Below are 20851 nucleotides of genomic sequence, written 5' to 3'. Positions count from 1 at the left end.
CGCGTCAATGGAGAAACTTTATGAAATATTGCCTGCTGTGTCTGGCACTCGCTTTAACTGGCTGCCAGACAAACGACAAATTGGCGAGCTGCAAAGGCCCAATATTCCCGCTAAATGTGGGGCGTTGGCAGCCTCTGCCGTCAGATCTTCAGCGCAGCAACGCGGGTGGACGCCATGAAGGGGTCTGAATACGCCTTGCTGGTAGGGCGGGAAACCCTGGCTGAGCACTATAAGGAAGTGGAATCCTTTCAAACTGCGCGTGCCAAATCAGCGCGGCGTCTCTCCAAGGTCATTGCAGCTGTCGCAACCGTAGCTATCTTGGGGAATGTTGCCCAGGCGTTCACCATTGCTACCATGGTGCCGCTGATCAGGCTCGTGCCGGTATACCTATGGGTACGGCCGGACGGAACAGTCGACAGCGAGGTATCCGTCTCCCGACTGCCGGCAACACAAGAGGAGGCCGTCGTTAACGCCTCACTGTGGGAATATGTTCGGTTGCGCGAGAGTTATGATGCCGATAGCGTTCAGTACGCCTATGACCTGGTATCGAACTTCAGCGCCCCGACAGTGCGCCAAGATTATCAGCAATTCTTCAACTATCCTAACCCAAGTTCCCCTCAGGTCATCCTCGGGAAACGCGGTAGGCTGGCGGTCGAACACATCGCTTCAAATGATGTCACCCCGGGTGTGCAGCAAATCCGGTATAAACGAACCCTCGTCGTTGACGGCAAAATGCCGGTCGTGAGTACTTGGACTGCCACAGTTCGCTATGAAAAGGTGACCAGCTTGCCCGGTAGATTGAGGTTGACCAATCCGGGAGGCTTGGTTGTCACCTCCTACCAGACATCGGAAGATACCGTTTTGAACGTAGGCCACGGCGAACCATGACGAAAAAAGCATTTCTCACTTTGGCATGCATACTCCTCGCAGCGATTGGCGCAAAGGCTGAAGACGCGCCAACCGCGGGCAGACTTGATCCGCGCATGCGTTATCTGGCTTACAATCCCGATCAAGTGGTGCGCCTTTCGACGGCGGTTGGAGCAACTTTGGTTGTTACATTCGGGGCTAACGAAACGGTGACCGCAGTTGCCGTTTCCAATAGCAAAGATCTCGCGGCCCTTCCGCGCGGAAATTATCTATTCTTCAAGGCTAGCCAGGTTCTTCCGCCCCAGCCAGTGGTCGTGCTAACCGCGAGCGACGCCGGTATGCGACGCTACGTTTTCAGCATCTCATCCAAGACGCTGCCGCACCTCGATAAAGAGCAGGCCGATCTCTACTACAGCGTACAATTTGCTTACCCTGCCGATGACGCGGCGGCTCGCCGGAAGGAGGCACAAGAGAAGGCTGTTGCAGACCGTCTACGTGCGGACGCACAATATCAACGGAGGGCGGAGGATCTGTTGGATCAGCCTTCCACGACCGTTGGTGCCGGGGACAAGAATTGGCACTATGTCGCCCAAGGCGATCGCTCGTTGTTGCCGCTCGAAATCTTCGACGATGGATTTACGACGGTATTTCACTTCCCAGGCAATGTACGCATGCCGTCCATCTACACGATCAGTCCGGATGGCAAGGAAGCTGTCGCCAACTATTCAGTCAAAGGGAGCTATGTCGAGATTTCTTCGGTTTCCCGTGGTTGGCGTCTGAGGGATGGCCAAACGGTACTATGCATTTGGAATACTGCTTACGATCCCGTCGGCCGCAAGCCGGAGACAGGCACTGTGAGGCCTGATGTGAAGCGCATCCTAAAGGAGGCGAGACGATGAACGACGACAATCAGCAATCGGCGCATGATGTCGATGCGTCCGGGTCGCTGGTCTCCGACACACATCGCCGGCGCCTTTCGGGGTCTCAAAAGTTGATGGTAGGAGGTGTCGTTCTCGCGCTATCCCTTAGCCTCATTTGGCTTGGCGGGCGTCAAAAGAAGGAAAACGGGAACGCACCGCCGTCAACCATGATCGCCACGAACACCCAGCCATTTCATCCGGTTCCGATTGCAGTTACGCCCGATCCTCTGCCTGCCCAGGAAGCTGTTCAGCCGACTCCACAAGCGCGAAGTGAGCCGGAACGGCATGAACCGCGTCCGGAAGAAACACCGATTTTTGCGTACACCAGTGGTGATCAAGGAACCAGCAAGCGCGTTCAACAGGGCGAAATGGATCGAGGACGCGGAGGCAATGGGGAAGACGGCCCTTTGCCCAAGGTTGAAGTGTCCGCCGAGAATGATCTGTCGATACGCATGAAACCCACCGAGCTGCAGCCGACCAGAGCTATGCTCTTGCCTCATCCCGACTTCATGGTGACCGAAGGGACGATTATCCCGTGCATCTTGCAAACGGCAATCGACACCAATTTGGCAGGTTATGTGAAATGCGTGTTACCCCAGGATGTTCGTGGAACAACGAATAACGTTGTGCTTCTCGATCGCGGCACCACCGTCGTCGGCGAGATCCAGCGCGGGCTACAACAGGGGGATGCGCGCGTTTTTGTCCTCTGGGATCGTGCGGAGACACCCGATCATGCCATGATTTCGCTTGCATCACCAAGCGCTGACGAGCTCGGTCGTTCGGGTTTGCCGGGCACGGTCGATAATCACTTCTGGCAGCGCTTTAGCGGGGCCATGCTCTTGAGTGTCGTCCAAGGTGCCTTCCAGGCAGCGAGCACCTACGCTGGCAGCTCGGGCGGAGGGATGAGCTTCAACAGCTTCCAGAATAACGGTGAACAAACGGCCGACACAGCCCTCAAGGCCACCATCAACATACCGCCAACCCTGAAGAAAAATCAGGGCGATACGGTCTCCATTTTTGTCGCACGGGACCTCGATTTCTCAGGCATATACCAACTTCGTATGACTGGCCGCGCGGCGCACGGGCGGGATCGCCGCCCATAACGAATTCAACGCGTCGCTTGCAAATGGGGTACAATACAAATGGAGGTGCATCCACAACTACGCATCCTTCTCAAGCCAATTTGGGAATGGCTCGATGACCCGAGGACCGAAGAAATTGCGATAAATCGACCTGGAGAGGCATTTGTGCGCCGAGCGGGCGCCTTCACGAAGTTCCCTTTGCCTGTCTCCTATGACGATCTTGAAGATATCGCTATTTTGGCAGGCGCGCTGAGAAAGCAGGATGTTGGACCACGCAATCCACTTTGCGCCACTGAACTTCCAGATGGTGAGCGGCTGCAAATTTGTCTGCCGCCGACGGTACCGTCGGGCACCGTAAGTTTGACGATTAGACGGCCAAGTTCCCGTGTTTCTGGTCTTAGAGAAGTCTCGTCCCGTTACAATGCTCCGATGTGGAATCAGTGGCAGAACCGAAAAAAGCGCCGAGATCATCATGATGAAGCTATCCTTCGCCACTATGACAACGGGGATCTGGAAAAGTTTCTCCACGCATGCGTCGTTGGGCGGTTGACGATGCTGCTTTGCGGCCCTACCGGGAGCGGCAAGACAACGATGAGCAAGACCTTGATCAGCGCAATCCCGCCGCACGAAAGGCTTATCACCATCGAGGACACGCTCGAGCTCGTCATTCCACATGAGAACCACGTAAGGCTGTGTTATTCTAAAAATGGGGCTGGGCTGGGCGCGGTGACCGCTGAGGACCTGCTTCAAGCTAGTCTGCGCATGCGACCTGACCGAATATTGCTCGGCGAGATGCGCGACGATGCCGCCTGGGCATATCTGAGCGAAGTGGTCTCAGGGCATCCAGGATCGATTTCCACAATACATGGCGCCAATCCCATTCAAGGTTTCAAAAAGCTGTTTTCGCTCGTGAAAAGTAGCGCGCAGGGGGCCGGTTTGGAAGATCGCACACTGATTGACATGCTCGCAACGGCGATCGATGTCATCATACCCTTCCGTGCCTACGATGACGTCTACGAGGTGGGCGAAATCTGGCTTGCAGCCGATGCACGCCGGCGCGGTGAGACAATAGGCGACTTCCTCAACCAAACGTAGTAATTGCTCGGAAATATCGCGTACCACATAGCAAAAATTACATTTGAAGCAATCCTCAGCAATCTTTGTCATCAAATTGAAGCATCTTGTTTGCATTTTTGTCATGCACGAATTTGCCGATTTGCCCGTAAGTGAAAAAAGTGACGAGCAAAGTCTCGCGCGGACAGCCCGTGCATGCATTGGTTTGGTTGAGTTGCAAATGGCTGGCTAGGATCCAAGATTGAAAGGTGCACCCTTGAAACACGTTCTTGTCATTGATGACGATGTCACTACGCGTCATCTTATCGTCGAGTATCTTACGATTCATGCCTTGAAGGTGACCGCGGTAGCTGACAGCAAGCAATTCAATCGCGTACTCTCTTCCGAGACTGTCGATGTCGTGGTCGTCGATCTTAATTTGGGTGTCGAAGATGGACTGGACATCGTTCGTAGTATAGCGACAAAGTCCGATCTTCCGATCATAATCATAAGTGGTGCTCGCCTCGAGGAGGCGGACAAAGTTGTTGCGCTCGAGCTGGGAGCGACCGATTTTATTGCCAAGCCTTTTGGAACCCGCGAATTTCTAGCCCGCATCCGGGTGGCATTGCGTGCGCGGCCCAATGTTGCGCGGACGAAAGATCGACGTTCATTTTGTTTCGCGGACTGGACGCTTAATCTGAGGCAACGCCGTTTAATTTCGGAAGAGGGAAATGAGGTGAAACTTACGGCAGGTGAGTTTAACCTTCTGGTTGCTTTCCTAGAGAAGCCGCGCGACGTCCTTTCCCGAGAGCAACTCCTGGTCGCCAGTCGGGTGCGCGAGGAGGAGGTGTATGATAGAAGCATTGATGTCCTCATCTTGCGGCTGCGCCGAAAGCTTGAAGGGGATCCGACGGCTCCTGAGTTGATCAAGACCGCAAGAGGTGCTGGCTACTTCTTTGACGCTGACGTTAATGTTTCCTATGGGGGTGTAATGGCGGCCTGAAGCAGCCGTACATTTCGCCACTAGCGATCTGTTCCTGACGTAAGCTGTTTGATATTTGGCCTGAAAAAGCTGCCTCTCCTCGCTCTCATCCAAACGCATTAACACCGAGGAGCGTTCGGATGGGCCCCTTTCTTTTGAGGGATCAGCGTTTAGTTGTCTTCTCTCCGGCAAAGAAAGATGCAAGCGCGGCGGTCGCTAGCTTATGGCCAAAAGCCCGAGTAGTCTCCAATCCCAACGGATCAAAATGATTTCGAGCGACTTCGAGCAGCGGTACCGGGAACATACGGGAGGTCTGAACGATGATAGATTTTTCGGAATTAGTTTGGGGGATAGGATAACTCTTCGGAGCCGCGCGAAACGATCCGTCCGCCAGCATGTTTTCAAAATCGCCAAGCGCACGGCGCAAGATCATTTGTAGCGATTTGGAAGGGCTATATTGACGGATCAGGTTGTCATATATCTCCGATACCTCAGGTGCGGGCGGCCGTGCGGAAAGGAAGATCTGCATCTTTTCCGGGGCTGTGGTCGGACTGAGGGCATCTACGGTGAGTATCGATTGTCGAGCAGGCCTGTGATGACGCTTGGCGATAGCAATGGAAGGTCGTCGATCTTCCTCGTCGAGCTTTTCACGCGGCTGCGCGCGGGCCAAACTTTGGGGGGCAACAGGCAAGTGAGGATGCACGATTTCGAGTCGAGCGGCTGAAAGCCGTCTGGCCTCCCCGACAGACAAAGTGGGTTTTCGAATTCCCATCTTCACCCCTCCAACGCTTCGCCAATCAATTTGGAGAGGGTAACGAGTTCTTCCATGGCGACCCTGAGATTCCGTTCGAGGAGACGCATTGTCGGATCGGTTCTCGTGTTTAGCAATGTGAGATGCAACATGCCACGTTCTTTCATCGCAGCAAATGCGTCTCTCTCGTGCATGGGAGACTGCACAACTGGAAGGCTGGAAAGCATGTCTGACATCGCTCGCTGCGATGTAGTCAATCGACCGACCGGGACACGTTGGCGCAATACGACCGCCGGAATTACCAGGCTCTCGCTCAACAGCAGCTCGATGACATAGCGGTAGGTCGACAGTGCTTCATCGATATCGAGCGGGGTCAACATGGTCGGGATCAGAAGCAGGTTTGAGCTGGCAATGATTGTGTTGTTGAGTTCACTCGAACCACCGTGGGTATCCGCCAGCGCATAGTCAAATCCCCGGAGCTCCGCGTCCTCATAAGCTGCCTCCAGGAGCGACATTTCCTCGGCGGCGTAAACATCGCAAAAAGAATCCCAGGTGTTGCTGCGTATGGCGTTTTCTCTCCATCGCGCTAGTGGTCGGTTTTCGTCGGCGTCGAAGAGAGCCACTCTTCTACCCTCCCTTGCAAAGGCAGCACAAAGACCCATGAGTGCCGTGGTTTTGCCGGCGCCTCCTTTGAAAGAGCAAAATGTCAAAAGTTTCATGTTCTCATCCGATGATGCTGTTGAACGGAAGTGCGTTCTTATGTTTTCATAAATAAGTTCGCAGATATTCCTCGAATACATAATAAATATCATATCCATATGTCATTTAGATTGCAAAATAATTGCAAATGTAACAGCATAAGAGGGAAATGCACATATTTGTTCTTGATTTCATTTCGTATAGGGGTAGGTTTCCGTGAGGCCCGACCGAAAATTCTGCGCCGGGCAGTCCAGATCGTTCCGTCTTCTATGGAGGAAGCTATGTCGCAAGGCAGTGAGCCCGCCTCAACTGGCATTGTCATCAAGCAGCGCGAACGCGTGAAGGTTGCAGGCTTCAAGGTCGTGAGTACCCGATTGCGTTCGGCCGAATACAAGAGTTTTTCTCAGCAAGCACGCTTGCTCGGGCTGTCCGACAGCATGGCCATACGGGTTGCCGTGCGCCGTATTGGCGGCTTTCTCGAAATCGACACGCACACTCGTCACAGGATGGAGCTCTTACTCCAGTCCATAGGGACGCTCTCAGGTAATATTGCGGCGCTACTATCCGCCTATGCCGAAAATCCGACAATGGATTTGGAGGCTCTGAGAGCTGAGCGTATCGCTTTCGGCAAATCTTTCGCCGACCTCGACGGCTTGCTCCGTTCCATTTTGTCCGTGTCCCGGCGACGAATAGACGGCTGCTCTTTGCTGAAAGACGCTTTGTAGCACTTACGCTGCACCCGCCGGAGAACATGTTGGATGCCGGATGGAGCTCAAGTTATCATTCGCATTGTGCCGGGAGGCGGGACCAAGACCCTTCAGCAGATTATAAATCAATTGGAATACCTATCCCGAAAGGGCGAACTGGAACTTCGGCTCTCAGCCCGGCATCTCGATATTGCCCTCCCGCCGGACCAACTCCACGAGCTTGCCCGAAGCTGGGTTCAGGAGACTGGAACTTGCGACGAAAGCCAGCCAGACGAGGAAAGGCAACAGGAGTTGACCACTCATATTGTTGTGAGTTTCCCAGCTGGTACGAGCCAAGTGGCAGCTCATGCAGCGAGCCGGGAGTGGGCAGCCGACATGTTTGGGTCAGGAGAAGGGGGGGGCGCTACAACTACCTTACCGCCTTTCACACCGACCGCGATCACCCACATCTGCATGTCGTCGTCAATCGTCGCGAACTATTGGGACACGGCTGGCTGAAGATATCTCGGCGCCACCCCCAACTGAACTATGATGCCTTGCGCAGAAAGATGGCCGAAATTTCCCTTCGCCATGGCATTATCCTTGATCCGAGCTCGAGAGCGGAACGTGGTATCACCGAGCGGCCGATTACCTATGCCCAATATCGCCGCCTCGAACGACAGCAGGCTCGCCAAATCCGTTTCCGAGATGCGGATTTGGAACAGTTGTCATTGGAAGAAGATCATTCAGAACTCAGTCAACCCTTCCATCTTGAGGCAACCGCAGGCGGATCGGAGGGTGCGCAACGTCACAACAATCGGCAGAACGGGTCAAAAGGTCATCTCCAGGAACTGGCTGGATTCGGCAGCGAAAACGGCGGCCACGTCGGCATGCCGTGGGAGACTGAGCGCCCTGCTCAACCATCCGTTTCCCAAACCGACAGCATAGGGAGCGGCTCTTCGCGTCTTTCCGATTACAGCGGGCGTAACCCGAACGGCAATTCCGTTATTCCTCGCTCAGCAACTGCTGATGCCACGTGCACGACATACGATCAGCAGCGGCGTTCCAAGCGTCCCCGTGGTAACGACGGAGGGCCGAGCGGAGCAAAACACGCGAGATTGGACGCCATTGAAGTTGAGTCTGAGGCGAATGCCAACGGACGAGATGATTGTAGTGATTCGTTCGCACAGGCCGCCAAAATGTCTCGGTTTTCTTCATTGCAGGACATGAAGCGGGCCAGCACTGCGACCGATCCATTGTCTGCTACAGCTACCGTCCAGAAACGGACTAGCGCCCCTTCAAAGCGTCTGCATGAAGATAATGACGAAGAAGCAGAACGCAAACGCGCAAGAAATGACCGCAGTTACGATGGGCATGGGGGAAATAGTAGATAGAGAAGGACCCAAATGATGGCAAATGAAGAGTTCACCCGAAAATTCGCGTGTCCCGCTCCTGTGGATTCGGGCGACGAAGGCCACGAAGCCATACCGTTTCCTTTACTACCACAATCGATGGCTGCACGGGAAGACAATGGTGGTACCTCGGTCCCAACTGATTTGTCGCGGCTGGCACATGCAGGTGTGCGGCGCGACATCCAAGAAACATTGGCGAACAACCGAAGGCTGGCAACGCCCAAGCCACTGGATGGAGCAATCCCGTGAAAGTTATCCAAAGCCGGCACGGGCCTACCTACAATTTTGTGGAAGAACAACGGTTATTTTCGTACCGCCATGCAATACTTGCTTGAGGTTGAAAAGCAAGTCCTCGATAAGCGTGCTGGGAAAGCCACTGCGTTGCCACATTTAGGAACGAGAGGTATAAAGCGATTGCGTGAAATTGAGCATCCCGGCAACGCAGGCGGACCAGTTACAAAGCGGCAAATCGGCTTGGCCAGGAGAGATTGATACCATCGCGTTATCTTCGCCCGTGGATGTCAACATGACGGCCGCGCATTTCTCGAACAGGCAAGGGTTGTCAGAATCGGGCCTGCATAGTGTTCAGCAATCGGCAGAAACAGAGAGGGAAACCACGCAGGAAAATTCAATGTTGCCGGGTGCTACCCCTGTTTCAATTCCAAATTCGGGCCAATCCTCAGAAAGGTTGGGGAGGGATACTAGCAGCGAGATGGCAAAATATTCAGGAGATGCCATCTCGTCACCGCTTCGAGGTGTGGAGGAGCTCGGCGATTCAGCGGGCAGCCGGTACCTTGGGCACGAAACTCAGGGTTCAGTCAACGTAACAACGTCTCTTTCGAATGCCGATGGAAGTTCTTATGGTGGACACAATGAAATTCGCGATGATGTCAGCAGTGCCTGCCCGGGCGAACAGGGGAGGGGTGCCGTTGTCGGCATAATCCTCGCATTCCCTTGCGACCATTCACCGCATACGCAAAGATCATCACAAACGAGCCGCGATGTCTCGTCCGATCTGAGTGACGCCGCCCTGGCGGAAATCGATGCGATGTTCGAACCACTCTCGAAGAGGCCCCTGGCCGGGAAGCGCGCCGCACCAGATTTGCGCGGGCTGGATCGGGTGGCGCTTTCCAAATGGGCCGTGTGTCCGATAGGGCGGATAGGGTGCCCACTAACTGGGAGGCACCGTTTGGTCAGGGCGGCGGGTATTCACCGCAATCTATGGGGTCCTCAGAAGTGGGGCTCGATCACTTCCCTGATTTCACCGAGGCCGAATTGGCAAAAATCGACGCACTGATCGAATCTCACTCCAATAGCTCTTTATCAGAGCGGAATTTGCGCGGAGCGGCAATAGACAACGTCTTCCGGGAGGACGGCGTTGTCGAACGCGCGGACAATATGCCGATCAATAGTGCAAGGCCTACCGGACTGGATGGCGAGCGTTCAACCAAGACACATAAGTCATCGCAAGCGAGCCTTGAGGACTTCCCCGATTTAACCGATGCCGATCTGGCACATATCGAAGAGTTGGAGCGGATCACACGAACTGCCGTTGAAAAGGGGAAGCGGAAAATCTCGCCCAAGTCAGGTACGCGCTCCGGCTTCGGCAACTCTTCTGCACCCGAGTTTATCCGCCGATCGTTTACAGAGATGGTTCCCAATGGCGACCAACCCATTCCATCTTGTCTCTACGAGGCACAAAAAGTCCGTGACAAGGTGGTAGAGAACACATACGTGGCGGCGGCCGTTGACCCTTCTGGGGCCCGAAATGACGTCGAAAACGTCGCTACCAAGCCAGGTGCCCCTGCTCCTGCTTTGAGGGATGATAATCTTCGTATAACTCTCGCGTTGACGCGCGTTGGCGACGTCGCGTCCGGCGCTGGCGCGGGCCCACGACTGACTACTCACGGGGCAGAACATTTGGCAATAGACGACAATTGGCAACAGAATGACCGTGATCGCAGGAGACTCCCCTATACGAGAGGATTGGATTCGCCTTCACGTGAAGGTTACGGGCGGTAAGGGCTATATCGTTCGCAGCAACACCTAAATTAAAAGCCAATTCCCATCGATCGAAGAATCGCGGTGAAATGATGAATTCGAACAAGACTACGCCCCAACGCTTAGCTGTAAGCATCGTATGTTCGCTGGCAGCCGGTTTTTGCGCAGCAAGCCTCTATGTAACATTTCGCCATGGTCTCAATGGCGAAGCAATGATGACGTTTAGCGTCTTTGCCTTTTGGTACGAGATCCCCCTCTATACGGGTCATGCGACCCCCGTCTACTATTGCGGTTTAGCCATTGTCGTGTCGACGTCTGTTGTCGTGCTGTTAAGCCAACATTTTATATCGCTTCGCAATCGCGAGCATCATGGCACGGCTCGTTGGGCGGGATTTGGCGAAATGCGACACGTCGGTTACCTGCAGCGCTATAGTCGTATCAAAGGGCCGATCTTTGGCAAGACTTGTGGCCCTCTTTGGTCTGGCAGCTATCTGACCAATGGGGAACAGCCTCACAGTCTTGTTGTCGCGCCAACACGTGCCGGCAAAGGCGTTGGTGTCGTTATTCCGACGCTCTTGACCTTCAAGGGTTCGGTGATAGCTCTCGACGTCAAAGGCGAACTTTTTGAGCTGACTTCCAGAGCACGCAAAGCGAGCGGCGATGCCGTTTTCAAGTTCTCACCTCTGGATCCAGAGCGACGGACTCATCGTTACAATCCGGTCCTGGATATTGCAGCTTTACCGCCCGAGCGGCAGTTCACCGAGACGCGCCGCCTGGCCGCAAACCTGATCACGGCCAAAGGCAAGGGAGCGGAGGGCTTCATCGATGGCGCGCGGGATCTTTTCGTCGCGGGCATCCTTTCCTGTATTGAGCGCGGCACACCAACGATTGGTGCAGTCTACGACCTCTTTGCTCAACCGGGGGAGAAGTATAAGCTTTTTGCGCATCTCGCGGAAGAAAGCCGAAATAAGGAAGCTCAGCGTATCTTTGATAACATGGCGGGCAACGACACGAAAATTTTGACCTCCTATACGTCAGTGCTCGGCGACGGTGGACTTAATCTATGGGCTGATCCACTCGTTAAAGCCGCTACAAGTAGGTCAGATTTTTCTGTCTACGATTTGCGACGGAAGAGGACCTGCGTTTATCTTTGTGTCAGTCCCAACGACCTTGAGGTTGTGGCGCCGTTAATGCGCCTTCTTTTTCAGCAGGCAGTGTCAATTTTGCAACGATCACTGCCAGGTAAAGACGAAAGGCACGAAGTTTTATCTCTCCTCGACGAATTTAAGCACCTGGGCAAGCTTGAGGCGATCGAGACGGCGATCACGACCATCGCCGGTTACAAAGGTCGCTTCATGTTTATTATCCAGAGTCTCTCGGCCTTAACGAGCACCTACGATGAGGCAGGCAAACAAAACTTTCTCAGTAATACTGGCGTGCAAGTATTTATGGCCACCGCTGACGACGAAACTCCCACCTATATCTCAAAAGCTATCGGCGAATATACGTTCCAGGCGCGTTCGACCTCTTATAGTCAAGCCCGCATGTTCGATCATAACATCCAGATTTCCGATCAGGGAGCACCGCTTTTGCGCCCCGAACAAGTGCGTCTGCTCGACGATAAGAGCGAAATCGTGCTCATTAAGGGGCAGCCGCCTCTCAAACTGCGAAAGGTGCAATATTATTCCGATCGTGTGCTGAAGCGCCTTTTCGAAAGCCAAATCGGCTCCCTTCCTGAGCCCGCATCCTTGATGATTTCTGAAGATGCCCATCAAGATAGGCAAGACTTCAGTGAACAGGCCGTCGTCACCGCGGGGCAAGGCCGAGGCGAGATGAAGGCAATGCTTAAAGGGCAAACCGCTCAATCAGAAGGCAGTGACACGAATGACAATGAGGGCAGTGTTGCAATTGGAATTGACGTTCGCCAGATCCCGATTGAAATCGATGTTGTGAAGGCAGGCTCGAACGCAGGTGGCATGACGTCAGACCCCGATGTGCCGGCTGAAATGGCTCCAGCTTTGATTGCACAACAGCACCTGCTGGAACAAATCATTGCGCTGCAGCAACGATGTCGACTTGCGTCCTCAAAGCCGATGAAATGACTGGAAGCTGCTTTTTCCCCAGGTAGCTGATTGAGCAGGTATCGCCATGAGACCGTCAAGCAATCCGAATATCGACCTTGGTGGCTCGACCGCATCGCTTCCCGAAGTTCCCGGCGGAGCTACCCTTGATCTGTATCCAATCGAGCCCCGGAGCCATCGGGCTGATGACTCGCTTGAGGACCACACCGATCAAAGCGAGTATCCATCTGCGTCATTTGACCATGATGGCGTAAAGCTTGGTGCCGCGGAGCGTGAAGCATGCGAGTACTGGGATGGCTTCGACCGACCCACGGGAAAAGACCTGGTACTCAGGGCGCGTCTTGACGCAATCGACAGTTCCGCTTGGCTCCCCGATTTGGATAACGAGTCCCCCTCGATCTTCAGATACGAAGAGGTTCCACTGGGTGAGGGGGAACGGCGAGCCTACGAAGAATGGCAAGAGAACGCTGAGCCCATGTGGGAGGACCTCGTTGTTAACGCACGCACGGCGGAACTCGGCCATTCTTTCGGGAATATCGAAGAGTATGAATCCGGCAATAAGGTCGAGGATATTCGCGTTGAGCCTTTGAAACGCAAACGGAGGAACTCAACAGACCAAGATAAAAGTTCCGCATTATCTTTTCGCTATGACGGGATGACTCTCGCGGAACCCGAGCAAGCTCCTCGTTCTCGAATCCGGCACCTGTAAAGGCATCCTCGTCAGTCTTTTTATACGATGTAATGGCCCCATAAGTTTCCGGACACGGTCTCCCACTTAACAAGTGTGCGAGGTAATGTGCCAATTATGACCAGTCATAGTCCTAAGATAGAAGTCCTGTCCGGCCCTGAGCGCCGCCGTCGCTGGTCGACGGCAGGGAAGCTGGCTATCATCCAGGAGACATATGGTACCCCTCCGGTGAAGGCCGCGGACATGATATCGCGTGCCATTTTTAACCGGCTATACACGCGGTAATTTACCTGCAACGATGCTGAACTCTTCGATAGTCAAACCAGTCAGCGTCGGCATTTCCCAGTCGAAAAATCGAGTATCGTGGATGGCCTGATTAATTAGCAGCCGAGTGGCTGACAGCTCTCGAAGGGAGAGGTCTGTCCTCGGAACAACGTCGGCAACTTTGTTGGCAATGGCATCGACTATTGGCCCGATTGTCGTCGACACGATCACAATGTGGCCGTCGGCTTCGAGCTGGAGGAGTGCCTCACGCACAACATTGCTCAGCGCGTGATCATTCATTTACGCTGTCCCAGTTGTTTCTCAAATCGGTTCCTCTGGTATGTGACTTGCTCGCAAACAACGGCCTGCCTACGTGACGCTAGCCGACACGCCGCATCTTCGTGAGTGGATTTTTGATAGCACATTCCTGAGTGTTGGAACCGGGTCCAGTACACTCGCCGACTATGGTCGCCCGGTTAGGCAGCCCGCCCCCTTAAAGACTTCGGTGGTGTCCAGTTCCACGGTAGCAGTTGCTCAAGCCTGCTGATCGGCGTGTCCGCAATGTTGGCGAGGACGTCGGCAAGCCAGGCCTGCGGGTCGATGTCATTGAGCTTGGCGCTCATCATCAGTGTCGCCATGAACGCCGCACGTTCAGCACCACGATCCGATCCGGCAAACAGCCATGACTTCCTGCCGAGTGCAAAGCCTCTGAGCGCTCGTTCGGCAGCATTGTTCGTCAGGCAAATCCGGCCGTCGTCGAGGAATGACGTAAAGCCATCCCATCGCTTGAGCATGTAATCTATCGCCTCGGCGACGGGAGAACCGCGCGACAGTTTTGCCCGCTCAATTTGGAGCCAATCATGCAGCTCTTCGGCGAGTGGCAGGCTGTATTTGCGGCGGCGCTCCAGACGCTGCTCGGCGGCAAGACCGTTGATCTCCCGTTCGATATCGAACAGGGCATCGATCCGTTTGACGGCCTCCAATGCCATTGGCGAGATCGGCGCAGCTTTGCTGCCACGTTTGGCGTTCGCGGCGATGTCGGCCAGCACGAAGAACTTGCGGCGTGAATGTGCCCAGCAAAGTGCTTGGCGCAGAGGCGCGGGATCGCGGTCTACCTTGAACAGCGGATTGTAGCCGCCATAGGCATCCGCCTGCAATATGCCGGTGAAGGACTTCAGATGCCGCTCGGGATGCTCCTGCCGCCGATCCCGAGAGGAATAGTAGAGGGCGGCGGGCGGTGACTGTCCGCCGAAGGGTCTGTCATCCCGGACGTAGGTCCAGATGCGACCGGTATCGGTCTTTCCCTTCGCCAGGATCGGCACGGTCGTGTCGTCGCCATGCAGTCGCTCGGCTGCCAGGACATGGGCCTCGATCAACGAATGGATTGGCTTCAGGGCTGCGGCACAAGCGCCGACTTGATCGGCAAGCGTCGACAGACTGAGATCGACGCCTTCACGTGCATAACGCTCGCTCTGGCGGTTGAGCGGCTGGTGCTGGGCGAACTTCTCGAACAGGATCATCGCCAGAAGGTTTGGGCCAGCAAAGCCGCGGGGTGTGCATGGAAGGGTGCTGGCGGCTGTGTAATCTTCTCGCATTCGCGGCAAGTGAACTTCTCCCGCACGGTCTGATTGACCTTCCACTGACGCGGGATGACCTCCAGCGTCTCTGTGATATCCTCACCGAGCTTCGACAGCTTGGCCGAGCCGCAGCAGGAGCAGTTTGTTGGGGCAGCAATGACGACACGTTCGCGTGGCAGATGCTCGGGAAACGACTTGCGTGAAGGACGCTTGCGCTCGAAGGCCCTGACGGTTGAGGCATTGGCTGCGATCTCTGCTGCCAGTTCATCTTCGCCTGCATCAGCCTCCAACTCCTCGAGCTGCAATTCCATCTGTTCGAGAAGCCGCGCTTTGCGCTCGGAGCGGCTGCCGTAAAGCTCTCGGCGGACCTTCTCGATCTCCAGCTTCAGCCGCGCGATCAGCGCCTCGGAATGTGACACGAGCGCCTTTGCGCTGGCGGCTTCTGCCTTGGCAGTCGCCGCTTCTACCTCGGCAACAACACGCCGCGAACGCTCTTCGGCCAGCAGTGCGAGCGCACTGGCAAGGTCATTTGGAAGCTGGTCAACGGGGTTGCTCATGGGGAGATGGAATCATATTCGCCCCCGCCATTCCAGTGTTTTTGCTCATCCAGCCGATGTTGGTCGCCAGGTCCTTTGCGGCATCCGCCAGTCGATGCCTTCCAGCAGATAACCGAGCTGCCCAGGCGTAATCACGACGGTCCCATCGGCCGCCGACGGCCATATGAAGCGTCCGCGCTCCAAGACCTTGTACCTCACAACAGAATGCAGCCACTGCCAACGCAGATACGCAGTTAGTGCGGGTTACACATCCGTTTCATCCTTTATTCCCACGACAATTGCCGTGCGTCGGCAAGCGCTACAACCGGCATGGTGAACGCCTTTTGCTGCAGACCGAGGACGCCACTGTTTGGTCGGTTCCTCCGCAATGGACTGATCTTGTAAGCTTGGATCCTGAGGTCGTCATGAGCAACGGACGATCGCTCTTGCGGGTGGTCGACTTAATGGAGTTGGCCACTCTGGTGAAGCGCCTTTCGAGCAAATTGGGGCCGCGCTGACGTGCAGAAGTGTAAGGATAAATATGCCGCATTTGTAAAGTGGATTATGCCGCAAGAGGTCGCTTTTATGAGAGGATATGCCTGCAATTACGAGTCATTTCGTCAAATAGACCATACGCATCAGCTTGACGAGGTAGTAAAATGCGTCATAATTAGCATTACTCTAACGCCGCTTCGTGTCCTCGGAGCCATTGATGTCTGCGAAGTACGACAGCAAGCGCACAAAGACGGATGTCCTCATCGAAGAGGGCACGTTCAATCCCACCCCCGAGAAGGTGCGCGATCCAAAATTTCGGGGCAGCGAGTTCTTCGATCCGCACGACGCCGTGCAGGTCAAATACGAGATGCTGCGTCGCGTCTCCATCGACAAGGTTTCGGTGACGGAGGCCTCCGACGAGTACGGTGTTTCCAGGCCAACCTACTACCAGGCCAAGGTGAACTTCGACATGGCCGGGATTGCGGGATTGGTGCCGACAAAGCCGGGCCCCCGCCGTCCCCACAAGATCGACGACAAAGTCCTGGCATTTCTGCAGGCGCAGCTTGGCCCAGGAGAACCCGTTCGCGCCCGGGAACTGGCCAAGCTGCTCCGCCAGGAACTCGATATCGAGCTTCATCCCAGATCGATCGAGCGGGTTCTAAAAAAAAGCAGCAGGTAAACACTGCCGCGGCGGTGGCATGCCTGATCCAACCGTCGACCATCGCGTCCCAGTACGAGGTATTGCGCCAGGCTGCTTTCGGCGCAGCGCTGCCGCTTATGGCCGAGGCTGTGTGAAAACCCGGTTTTGATGTAGAATCATCTTCGTCGATCGGAGGTGGCAATGTCAGGCTATATCGAAGGCATCAGTCGTGATCAGGTTACGCTTTTTCCAGATCGCCTTGAGGATTGGATCGACGAGGATCACCCCGTTCGCGTGATCGACGCATTCGTCGACGCTATGGACCTTGCCGGCGCGGGCTTCTGCCGCATGTCACCTGCGCAGACCGGACGCCCCTCTTACCACCCTTCGATGTTGCTGAAGCTTTTCATCTACGGCTACCTGAACCGCGTCCCGTCAAGCCGACGGCTTGAACGTGAAGCCGGGCGCAATGTTGAAGCGATGTGGCTGACCGGGAGGCTAGTTCCGGATCACAAAACCATAGCCGATTTCCGGAAAGACAACGGTCCGGCAATCCGTAAGGCCTGCGCCAGATTTGTTGAACTATGCCGCCAGGTCGGCGTGTTGAGCGGTAGCAATGTTGCGATCGATGGGAGCAAGTTCAAAGCCGTTAACAACAGAGATCGCAACTTCACCTCCGGCAAGATCGAATTGCGGATCAGCCACCTCGAAGCGAGCGCGTCGCGATATTTGGAGGAAATGGGCAGAGCTGACACCCTGGAGCAATCCGAGGCAACGCTGCGCAAGGTCACACGGCTGAAAGAGAAGCTCGCTCGTGTTCATCAGGAAGTCCGTCGGTTGGAAGGAATAGCAGAAACGCTGAAGGATTTACCAGACGGCCAGATTTCCCTGACCGATCCAGACGCTCGATCCATGGCGACATATGGCAAAGGCACGGGTCTGGTGGGCTACAACGTGCAGACGGCGGTCGATGTCGAGACGCATCTAATCGTCACGCACGAGGTCACCAATATCGGCAATGATCGATCGCAACTGGCCCCCATGGCCAAGGCGGCAATGGAAACGCTAAAGATCGATAAGCTCGATGCCATCGCCGACCGTGGTTATTTCAATGGAGCTGAACTGCTTAGCTGCCATGAGGCCGGGATCACTGCAACAGTGCCGAGGCCAGAGACGTCGAACAACCGCAAGAAGGGCATGTTCGTCAAGGCTGACTTCGCTTACAACGGCAGCGCCGATACGTATGTCTGCCCTGCCGGGAAGGCACTGGCATACAGGTATACAACGGAGGAAAAGGGTCTGATGCTTCGGCGTTACTGGCGCACCGATTGTCCGTCATGCCCTCTCAAGGCACAATGCACAACAGGCAAGGAACGGCGGATCACGCGCTGGGAACATGAGCATCTGATCGATGCTATGTATTCCCGGATGGAAGAGAATCCGAACCTCATGCGCACCCGACGGTGCACGGTCGAGCATCCGTTCGGAACCATCAAAGCATGGATGGGATCAACCCATTTCCAGATGCGCAGGCTGAACAACGTCCGAACGGAGATGGCGCTACACGTGCTGGCCTACAATATCAAACGGATGATCAACATGATCGGTGCAAGAGCGCTTTTAAGAGCAATAACCGCCTGAGGCGGTACTGAGCGCCATTTTGGGCCGCAAAAGCTGCCACACTAACCTTCAGGCGTGTCTCCAACCCATTCCAGCACCCAATAAACACAAAATCCAGCCAACTCCCACCAGACCAAGCTCGATTAGAAAATCCCATGGGTTGCGCTGGTGTTTTCACACAGCCTCGGCCCGTAGCGGTCTGATGCTCTTTCTGCGTCGGGGCATGTGGGGATGGGCTCAGGCGCTGACAGCAACAGCAAGCACCCCGCGAGAGCAGCTTTACCCATCGTCAATTGCTTGGCCGCTGCACGGCGGGCACAGCGCCGTTGTTCACGTCCTTGCGACAATCGCCATGAGCATCAACGATCGGAGATCACCATGAATGTACACCTCAAAGTCCAGCCTCATCACCTCGAACGCGGCGCCTACCTGTACATCCGCCAGTCTTCAATGCGGCAAGTCGTTGAGAACGTCGAGAGCGCCAGGCGGCAATATGCGCTTCGGGGACGCGCTGTCGCCCTCGGCTGGCGCGACGAGCAGGTTATCGTCATCGACAACGATCAAGGAGAGTCCGGTGCATCGGCGGCGTGGCGCGAAGGGTTTCAGCGGCTGGTCAGCGATGTCGGCATGGGGCATGCCGGGATCGTCATGGGCCTGGAAGTCTCCCGTCTGGCGCGCAACAATGCCGACTGGCAACGTCTGTTGGAGATCTGCGCCCTTGCCGACACCCTGATCCTCGACGAGGACGGCGTCTATGATCCGGCAAGTTTCAACGACCGGCTCCTGCTCGGCCTGAAGGGAACAATGAGTGAGGCCGAGCTGCATGTGATCAAAGCCCGGCTACGCGCGGCATTCTCAATAAGGTGCGGCGCGGCGAGTTTCGTTGCCTCCTGCCGACCGGGCTGGTCTATGACCATTTCGGCAATGTGACTCTTGATCCAGACACGCAAGTCAGAGAAACGATCATTCATTTCTTTGAGATGTTCTCTCGCCTCGGGTCCGCCTCCCAGACCGTCAAAGTCTTTCGCAATGAGGGACTATTGTTTCCATCGCGCCTACACAACGGCGGCACGCTGTTTCGGCCGCTGACCGCATCGACGGCGATGCGTGTCCTGAACAATCCGCGCTACGCTGGCGCCTATACCTATGGCCGACGACAGTTTCGACGCACCATCGACGGCAAAAAGACTCTGCGTGCGCGCGACATTGATGACTGGCCGGCCTGCATTCCCGATGCTCATCCCGGCTATATCAGCTGGGAGCGACATCAGGAGAATCTGAAGATCCTCAAGGCGAATGGCCGTGGATTTGAAGCGGCACGAGCTTCAATCCCAAGGGAGGGACCGGCGCTGCTGCAAGGCCGAGCCGTGTGTGGGCAGTGCGGCAGCCATCTTAGGGTTCGCTATGCGGCGCGGCGTGGCCGGCAGGAAGCCTGGTACATTTGTAATCGTGCCCGTATTTATCGTGGGGAGCCTATGTGTCAGTCGATCGCCGGGCCTCCCGTCGATGAAGCCATCGGTATGCTGATTGCCGAGCAGATGACGCCGGCGGCCGTCGAACTCGCTCTCGAAGTCCGCAAGGAGATCCAAGCCCGCCATGAAGAAGCAGACCGGCTGCGCTGTCGCGCAATCGAACGCGCCCAAACGGAAGCCGAGCTCGCTCAGCGCCGCTTCATGCTTGTCGATCCTAGTAACCGCCTCGTCGCCGACACGCTCGAAGGTGAATGGAACGAGAAGCTTCGCACGCTGGCCAGTGCCCGCGAAGAACGCGAACGTGGTCGAGAGCACGATCAATTCATCCTTGATAAAGCTGTCCACGAACGGTTAGTCGCGATGACGGCCGACTTCAACCAGCTCTGGAAAGATCCGGATACCCCATGCCGCGAACGCAAGCGATTGCTGGCCCACATCATTGAGGATGTTACTCTCCTAAAGTTGCCAGCGGAAGGAACCACCAAGCTTCACGTTCGCTTCAAGGGCGGCAAAATCCAGACGCTTACCACCATGAACCCAAAATCCTCTCCTCAGCAGATCAAGACAAAGCTCAGTATCATTGAGCTGGTCGATAGGCTTCTCGACGATTACATTTATCCCGAGATCGCCGAGATTCTAAACGAGCAGGGACATCGCCCAGGTGGAACCGCACGTCGCGGCTGCCAGGACGCCCGCTTTACACCCCTCAAAGTCGCCTATCTCATCCACGAATATAAGCTGCGATCACGATATGATCGACTGCGACAGCGGGGAATGCTGACAAGGCAGGAAGCGGCAGCGCATCTCAATATCAGCGAGCAAACAGTCGCCAGATGGGCCAAATTTGGCCTCATCACCAGACATGCCTATAACGGGCACTATAGCCTGTACGAAATCGCCGATGGAGACCTGCCGCAAAAGCAATGCAGCCGATGGAATCCACTCGAAGATCGCGCTGCTGCGTATCAACAAATGCAAACAGAGCCAAGAACATCAACTGGCGAGGAAAGAGGTGTAGTATGAAC

22 protein-coding genes and 1 pseudogene are annotated in these 20851 nt (G+C 55.4%); 17 read left to right on the top strand and 6 right to left on the bottom strand.

Annotated features, from left to right (window positions below):
* Positions 1-20: 20 nt before the first annotated feature.
* The 6 genes from PR017_RS23220 (at position 21) to virG (ending at position 4925) form a co-directional block, all read left to right on the top strand.
* On the top strand, positions 21-188 hold the full coding sequence (locus tag PR017_RS23220) for a type IV secretion system lipoprotein VirB7 (RefSeq protein ID WP_111222009.1): 168 nt from the start codon (positions 21-23) through the stop codon (positions 186-188).
* A complete protein-coding gene (locus PR017_RS23215; protein WP_111222008.1) occupies positions 175-888 on the top strand; it encodes a type IV secretion system protein VirB8 in 714 nt (237 codons plus the stop codon). The genes PR017_RS23220 and PR017_RS23215 overlap by 14 nt, the downstream gene beginning before the upstream one ends.
* Positions 885-1766 (top strand): P-type conjugative transfer protein VirB9, encoded by an 882-nt coding sequence (gene virB9, locus PR017_RS23210; RefSeq protein ID WP_111222007.1) that lies wholly within the window; start codon positions 885-887, stop codon positions 1764-1766. Before PR017_RS23215 ends, virB9 begins: the two co-directional genes overlap by 4 nt.
* On the top strand, positions 1763-2890 hold the full coding sequence (virB10, locus tag PR017_RS23205; protein ID WP_219271087.1) for a type IV secretion system protein VirB10: 1128 nt from the start codon (positions 1763-1765) through the stop codon (positions 2888-2890). Before virB9 ends, virB10 begins: the two co-directional genes overlap by 4 nt.
* 39 nt (positions 2891-2929) lie before the next feature.
* Entirely contained in the window at positions 2930-3964 is a 1035-nt protein-coding gene (gene virB11 / locus PR017_RS23200) for a P-type DNA transfer ATPase VirB11 (RefSeq protein ID WP_111222192.1), read from the top strand.
* Between the two features lie 235 nt (positions 3965-4199).
* Positions 4200-4925 carry a two-component system response regulator VirG gene (gene virG / locus PR017_RS23195; RefSeq protein WP_111222193.1) on the top strand — a complete coding sequence of 242 codons (726 nt, stop codon included), beginning with the start codon at positions 4200-4202 and terminating at the stop codon, positions 4923-4925.
* Between the two features lie 142 nt (positions 4926-5067).
* Here virG and PR017_RS23190 read toward each other — a convergent pair whose 3' ends face one another.
* Together PR017_RS23190 and PR017_RS23185 are read right to left on the bottom strand one after the other, a co-directional pair.
* Positions 5068-5676: a conjugal transfer protein VirC2 gene (locus PR017_RS23190; RefSeq protein ID WP_111222194.1), complete on the bottom strand. Its 609-nt coding sequence runs from the start codon at positions 5674-5676 to the stop codon at positions 5068-5070.
* A 2-nt stretch (positions 5677-5678) separates the two neighbouring features.
* A complete protein-coding gene (locus tag PR017_RS23185) occupies positions 5679-6374 on the bottom strand; it encodes a conjugal transfer ATPase VirC1 (RefSeq protein ID WP_111222201.1) in 696 nt (231 codons plus the stop codon).
* A gap of 261 nt (positions 6375-6635) precedes the next feature.
* Here PR017_RS23185 and virD1 point away from each other — a divergent pair, with 261 nt between their 5' ends.
* Entirely contained in the window at positions 6636-7079 is a 444-nt protein-coding gene (gene virD1, locus PR017_RS23180) for a T-DNA border endonuclease subunit VirD1 (RefSeq protein WP_111222202.1), read from the top strand.
* A 153-nt stretch (positions 7080-7232) separates the two neighbouring features.
* Here the strand turns inward: virD1 and PR017_RS23175 are convergent, their stop codons facing one another.
* Positions 7233-7364, bottom strand: coding sequence for a hypothetical protein (locus PR017_RS23175; RefSeq protein ID WP_257623501.1), 132 nt, complete (start codon positions 7362-7364; stop codon positions 7233-7235).
* 59 nt (positions 7365-7423) lie between these two features.
* Here PR017_RS23175 and PR017_RS23170 point away from each other — a divergent pair, with 59 nt between their 5' ends.
* The 5 genes from PR017_RS23170 (at position 7424) to PR017_RS23150 (ending at position 13243) form a co-directional block, all read left to right on the top strand.
* The gene (locus tag PR017_RS23170; protein WP_240539126.1) at positions 7424-8434 is read left to right on the top strand and encodes a relaxase/mobilization nuclease domain-containing protein; all 1011 of its coding nucleotides are present in this window, start codon (positions 7424-7426) and stop codon (positions 8432-8434) included.
* Between the two features lie 12 nt (positions 8435-8446).
* Positions 8447-8701, top strand: a complete 255-nt coding sequence (locus tag PR017_RS23165; protein ID WP_240539127.1) for a hypothetical protein — start codon at positions 8447-8449, stop codon at positions 8699-8701.
* Between the two features lie 987 nt (positions 8702-9688).
* Positions 9689-10474 carry a hypothetical protein gene (locus PR017_RS23160; RefSeq protein WP_240539128.1) on the top strand — a complete coding sequence of 262 codons (786 nt, stop codon included), beginning with the start codon at positions 9689-9691 and terminating at the stop codon, positions 10472-10474.
* A gap of 71 nt (positions 10475-10545) precedes the next feature.
* Positions 10546-12555, top strand: coding sequence for a type IV secretion system ATPase VirD4 (virD4, locus tag PR017_RS23155; RefSeq protein ID WP_111222203.1), 2010 nt, complete (start codon positions 10546-10548; stop codon positions 12553-12555).
* Positions 12556-12601: 46 nt separating this feature from the next.
* Positions 12602-13243: a hypothetical protein gene (locus PR017_RS23150; RefSeq protein ID WP_111222195.1), complete on the top strand. Its 642-nt coding sequence runs from the start codon at positions 12602-12604 to the stop codon at positions 13241-13243.
* Positions 13244-13492: 249 nt separating this feature from the next.
* Here the strand turns inward: PR017_RS23150 and PR017_RS23145 are convergent, their stop codons facing one another.
* The 3 genes and pseudogenes from PR017_RS23145 to tnpB form a co-directional block, all read right to left on the bottom strand.
* Entirely contained in the window at positions 13493-13786 is a 294-nt protein-coding gene (locus tag PR017_RS23145) for a hypothetical protein (RefSeq protein ID WP_003521946.1), read from the bottom strand.
* A 176-nt stretch (positions 13787-13962) separates the two neighbouring features.
* Positions 13963-15620, bottom strand: a protein-coding gene (gene tnpC / locus PR017_RS23140; RefSeq protein ID WP_240539129.1) for an IS66 family transposase whose coding sequence is annotated in 2 segments (ribosomal slippage) — positions 13963-15044 and positions 15044-15620 — 1659 coding nt in all. Because the reading frame shifts where the segments join, the coding sequence is not laid out codon by codon here.
* Positions 15621-15665: 45 nt separating this feature from the next.
* Positions 15666-15809 (bottom strand): annotated as a pseudogene (tnpB, locus tag PR017_RS23135) (IS66 family insertion sequence element accessory protein TnpB); the annotation flags it as partial.
* A 47-nt stretch (positions 15810-15856) separates the two neighbouring features.
* Here tnpB and PR017_RS28600 point away from each other — a divergent pair.
* The 5 genes from PR017_RS28600 (at position 15857) to PR017_RS23115 (ending at position 20849) form a co-directional block, all read left to right on the top strand.
* Complete coding sequence (locus PR017_RS28600) at positions 15857-16117, top strand: DUF5372 family protein (RefSeq protein ID WP_161959378.1); 261 nt, start codon at positions 15857-15859, stop codon at positions 16115-16117.
* Between the two features lie 194 nt (positions 16118-16311).
* On the top strand, positions 16312-16773 hold the full coding sequence (locus PR017_RS23130; RefSeq protein WP_111222197.1) for a helix-turn-helix domain-containing protein: 462 nt from the start codon (positions 16312-16314) through the stop codon (positions 16771-16773).
* Between the two features lie 162 nt (positions 16774-16935).
* Positions 16936-18375 (top strand): IS1182 family transposase, encoded by a 1440-nt coding sequence (locus PR017_RS23125; RefSeq protein WP_111222198.1) that lies wholly within the window; start codon positions 16936-16938, stop codon positions 18373-18375.
* A gap of 357 nt (positions 18376-18732) precedes the next feature.
* On the top strand, positions 18733-19284 hold the full coding sequence (locus PR017_RS23120; protein WP_240539130.1) for a recombinase family protein: 552 nt from the start codon (positions 18733-18735) through the stop codon (positions 19282-19284).
* Positions 19218-20849 carry a recombinase family protein gene (locus tag PR017_RS23115; RefSeq protein ID WP_240539131.1) on the top strand — a complete coding sequence of 544 codons (1632 nt, stop codon included), beginning with the start codon at positions 19218-19220 and terminating at the stop codon, positions 20847-20849. Before PR017_RS23120 ends, PR017_RS23115 begins: the two co-directional genes overlap by 67 nt.
* Positions 20850-20851: the final 2 nt, after the last annotated feature.

Source organism: Rhizobium tumorigenes (genome assembly GCF_003240565.2).
GTDB classification, from domain to species: Bacteria; Pseudomonadota; Alphaproteobacteria; order Rhizobiales; family Rhizobiaceae; genus Rhizobium; species Rhizobium tumorigenes.
This window is presented reverse-complemented; position numbering and strand designations above follow the sequence as displayed.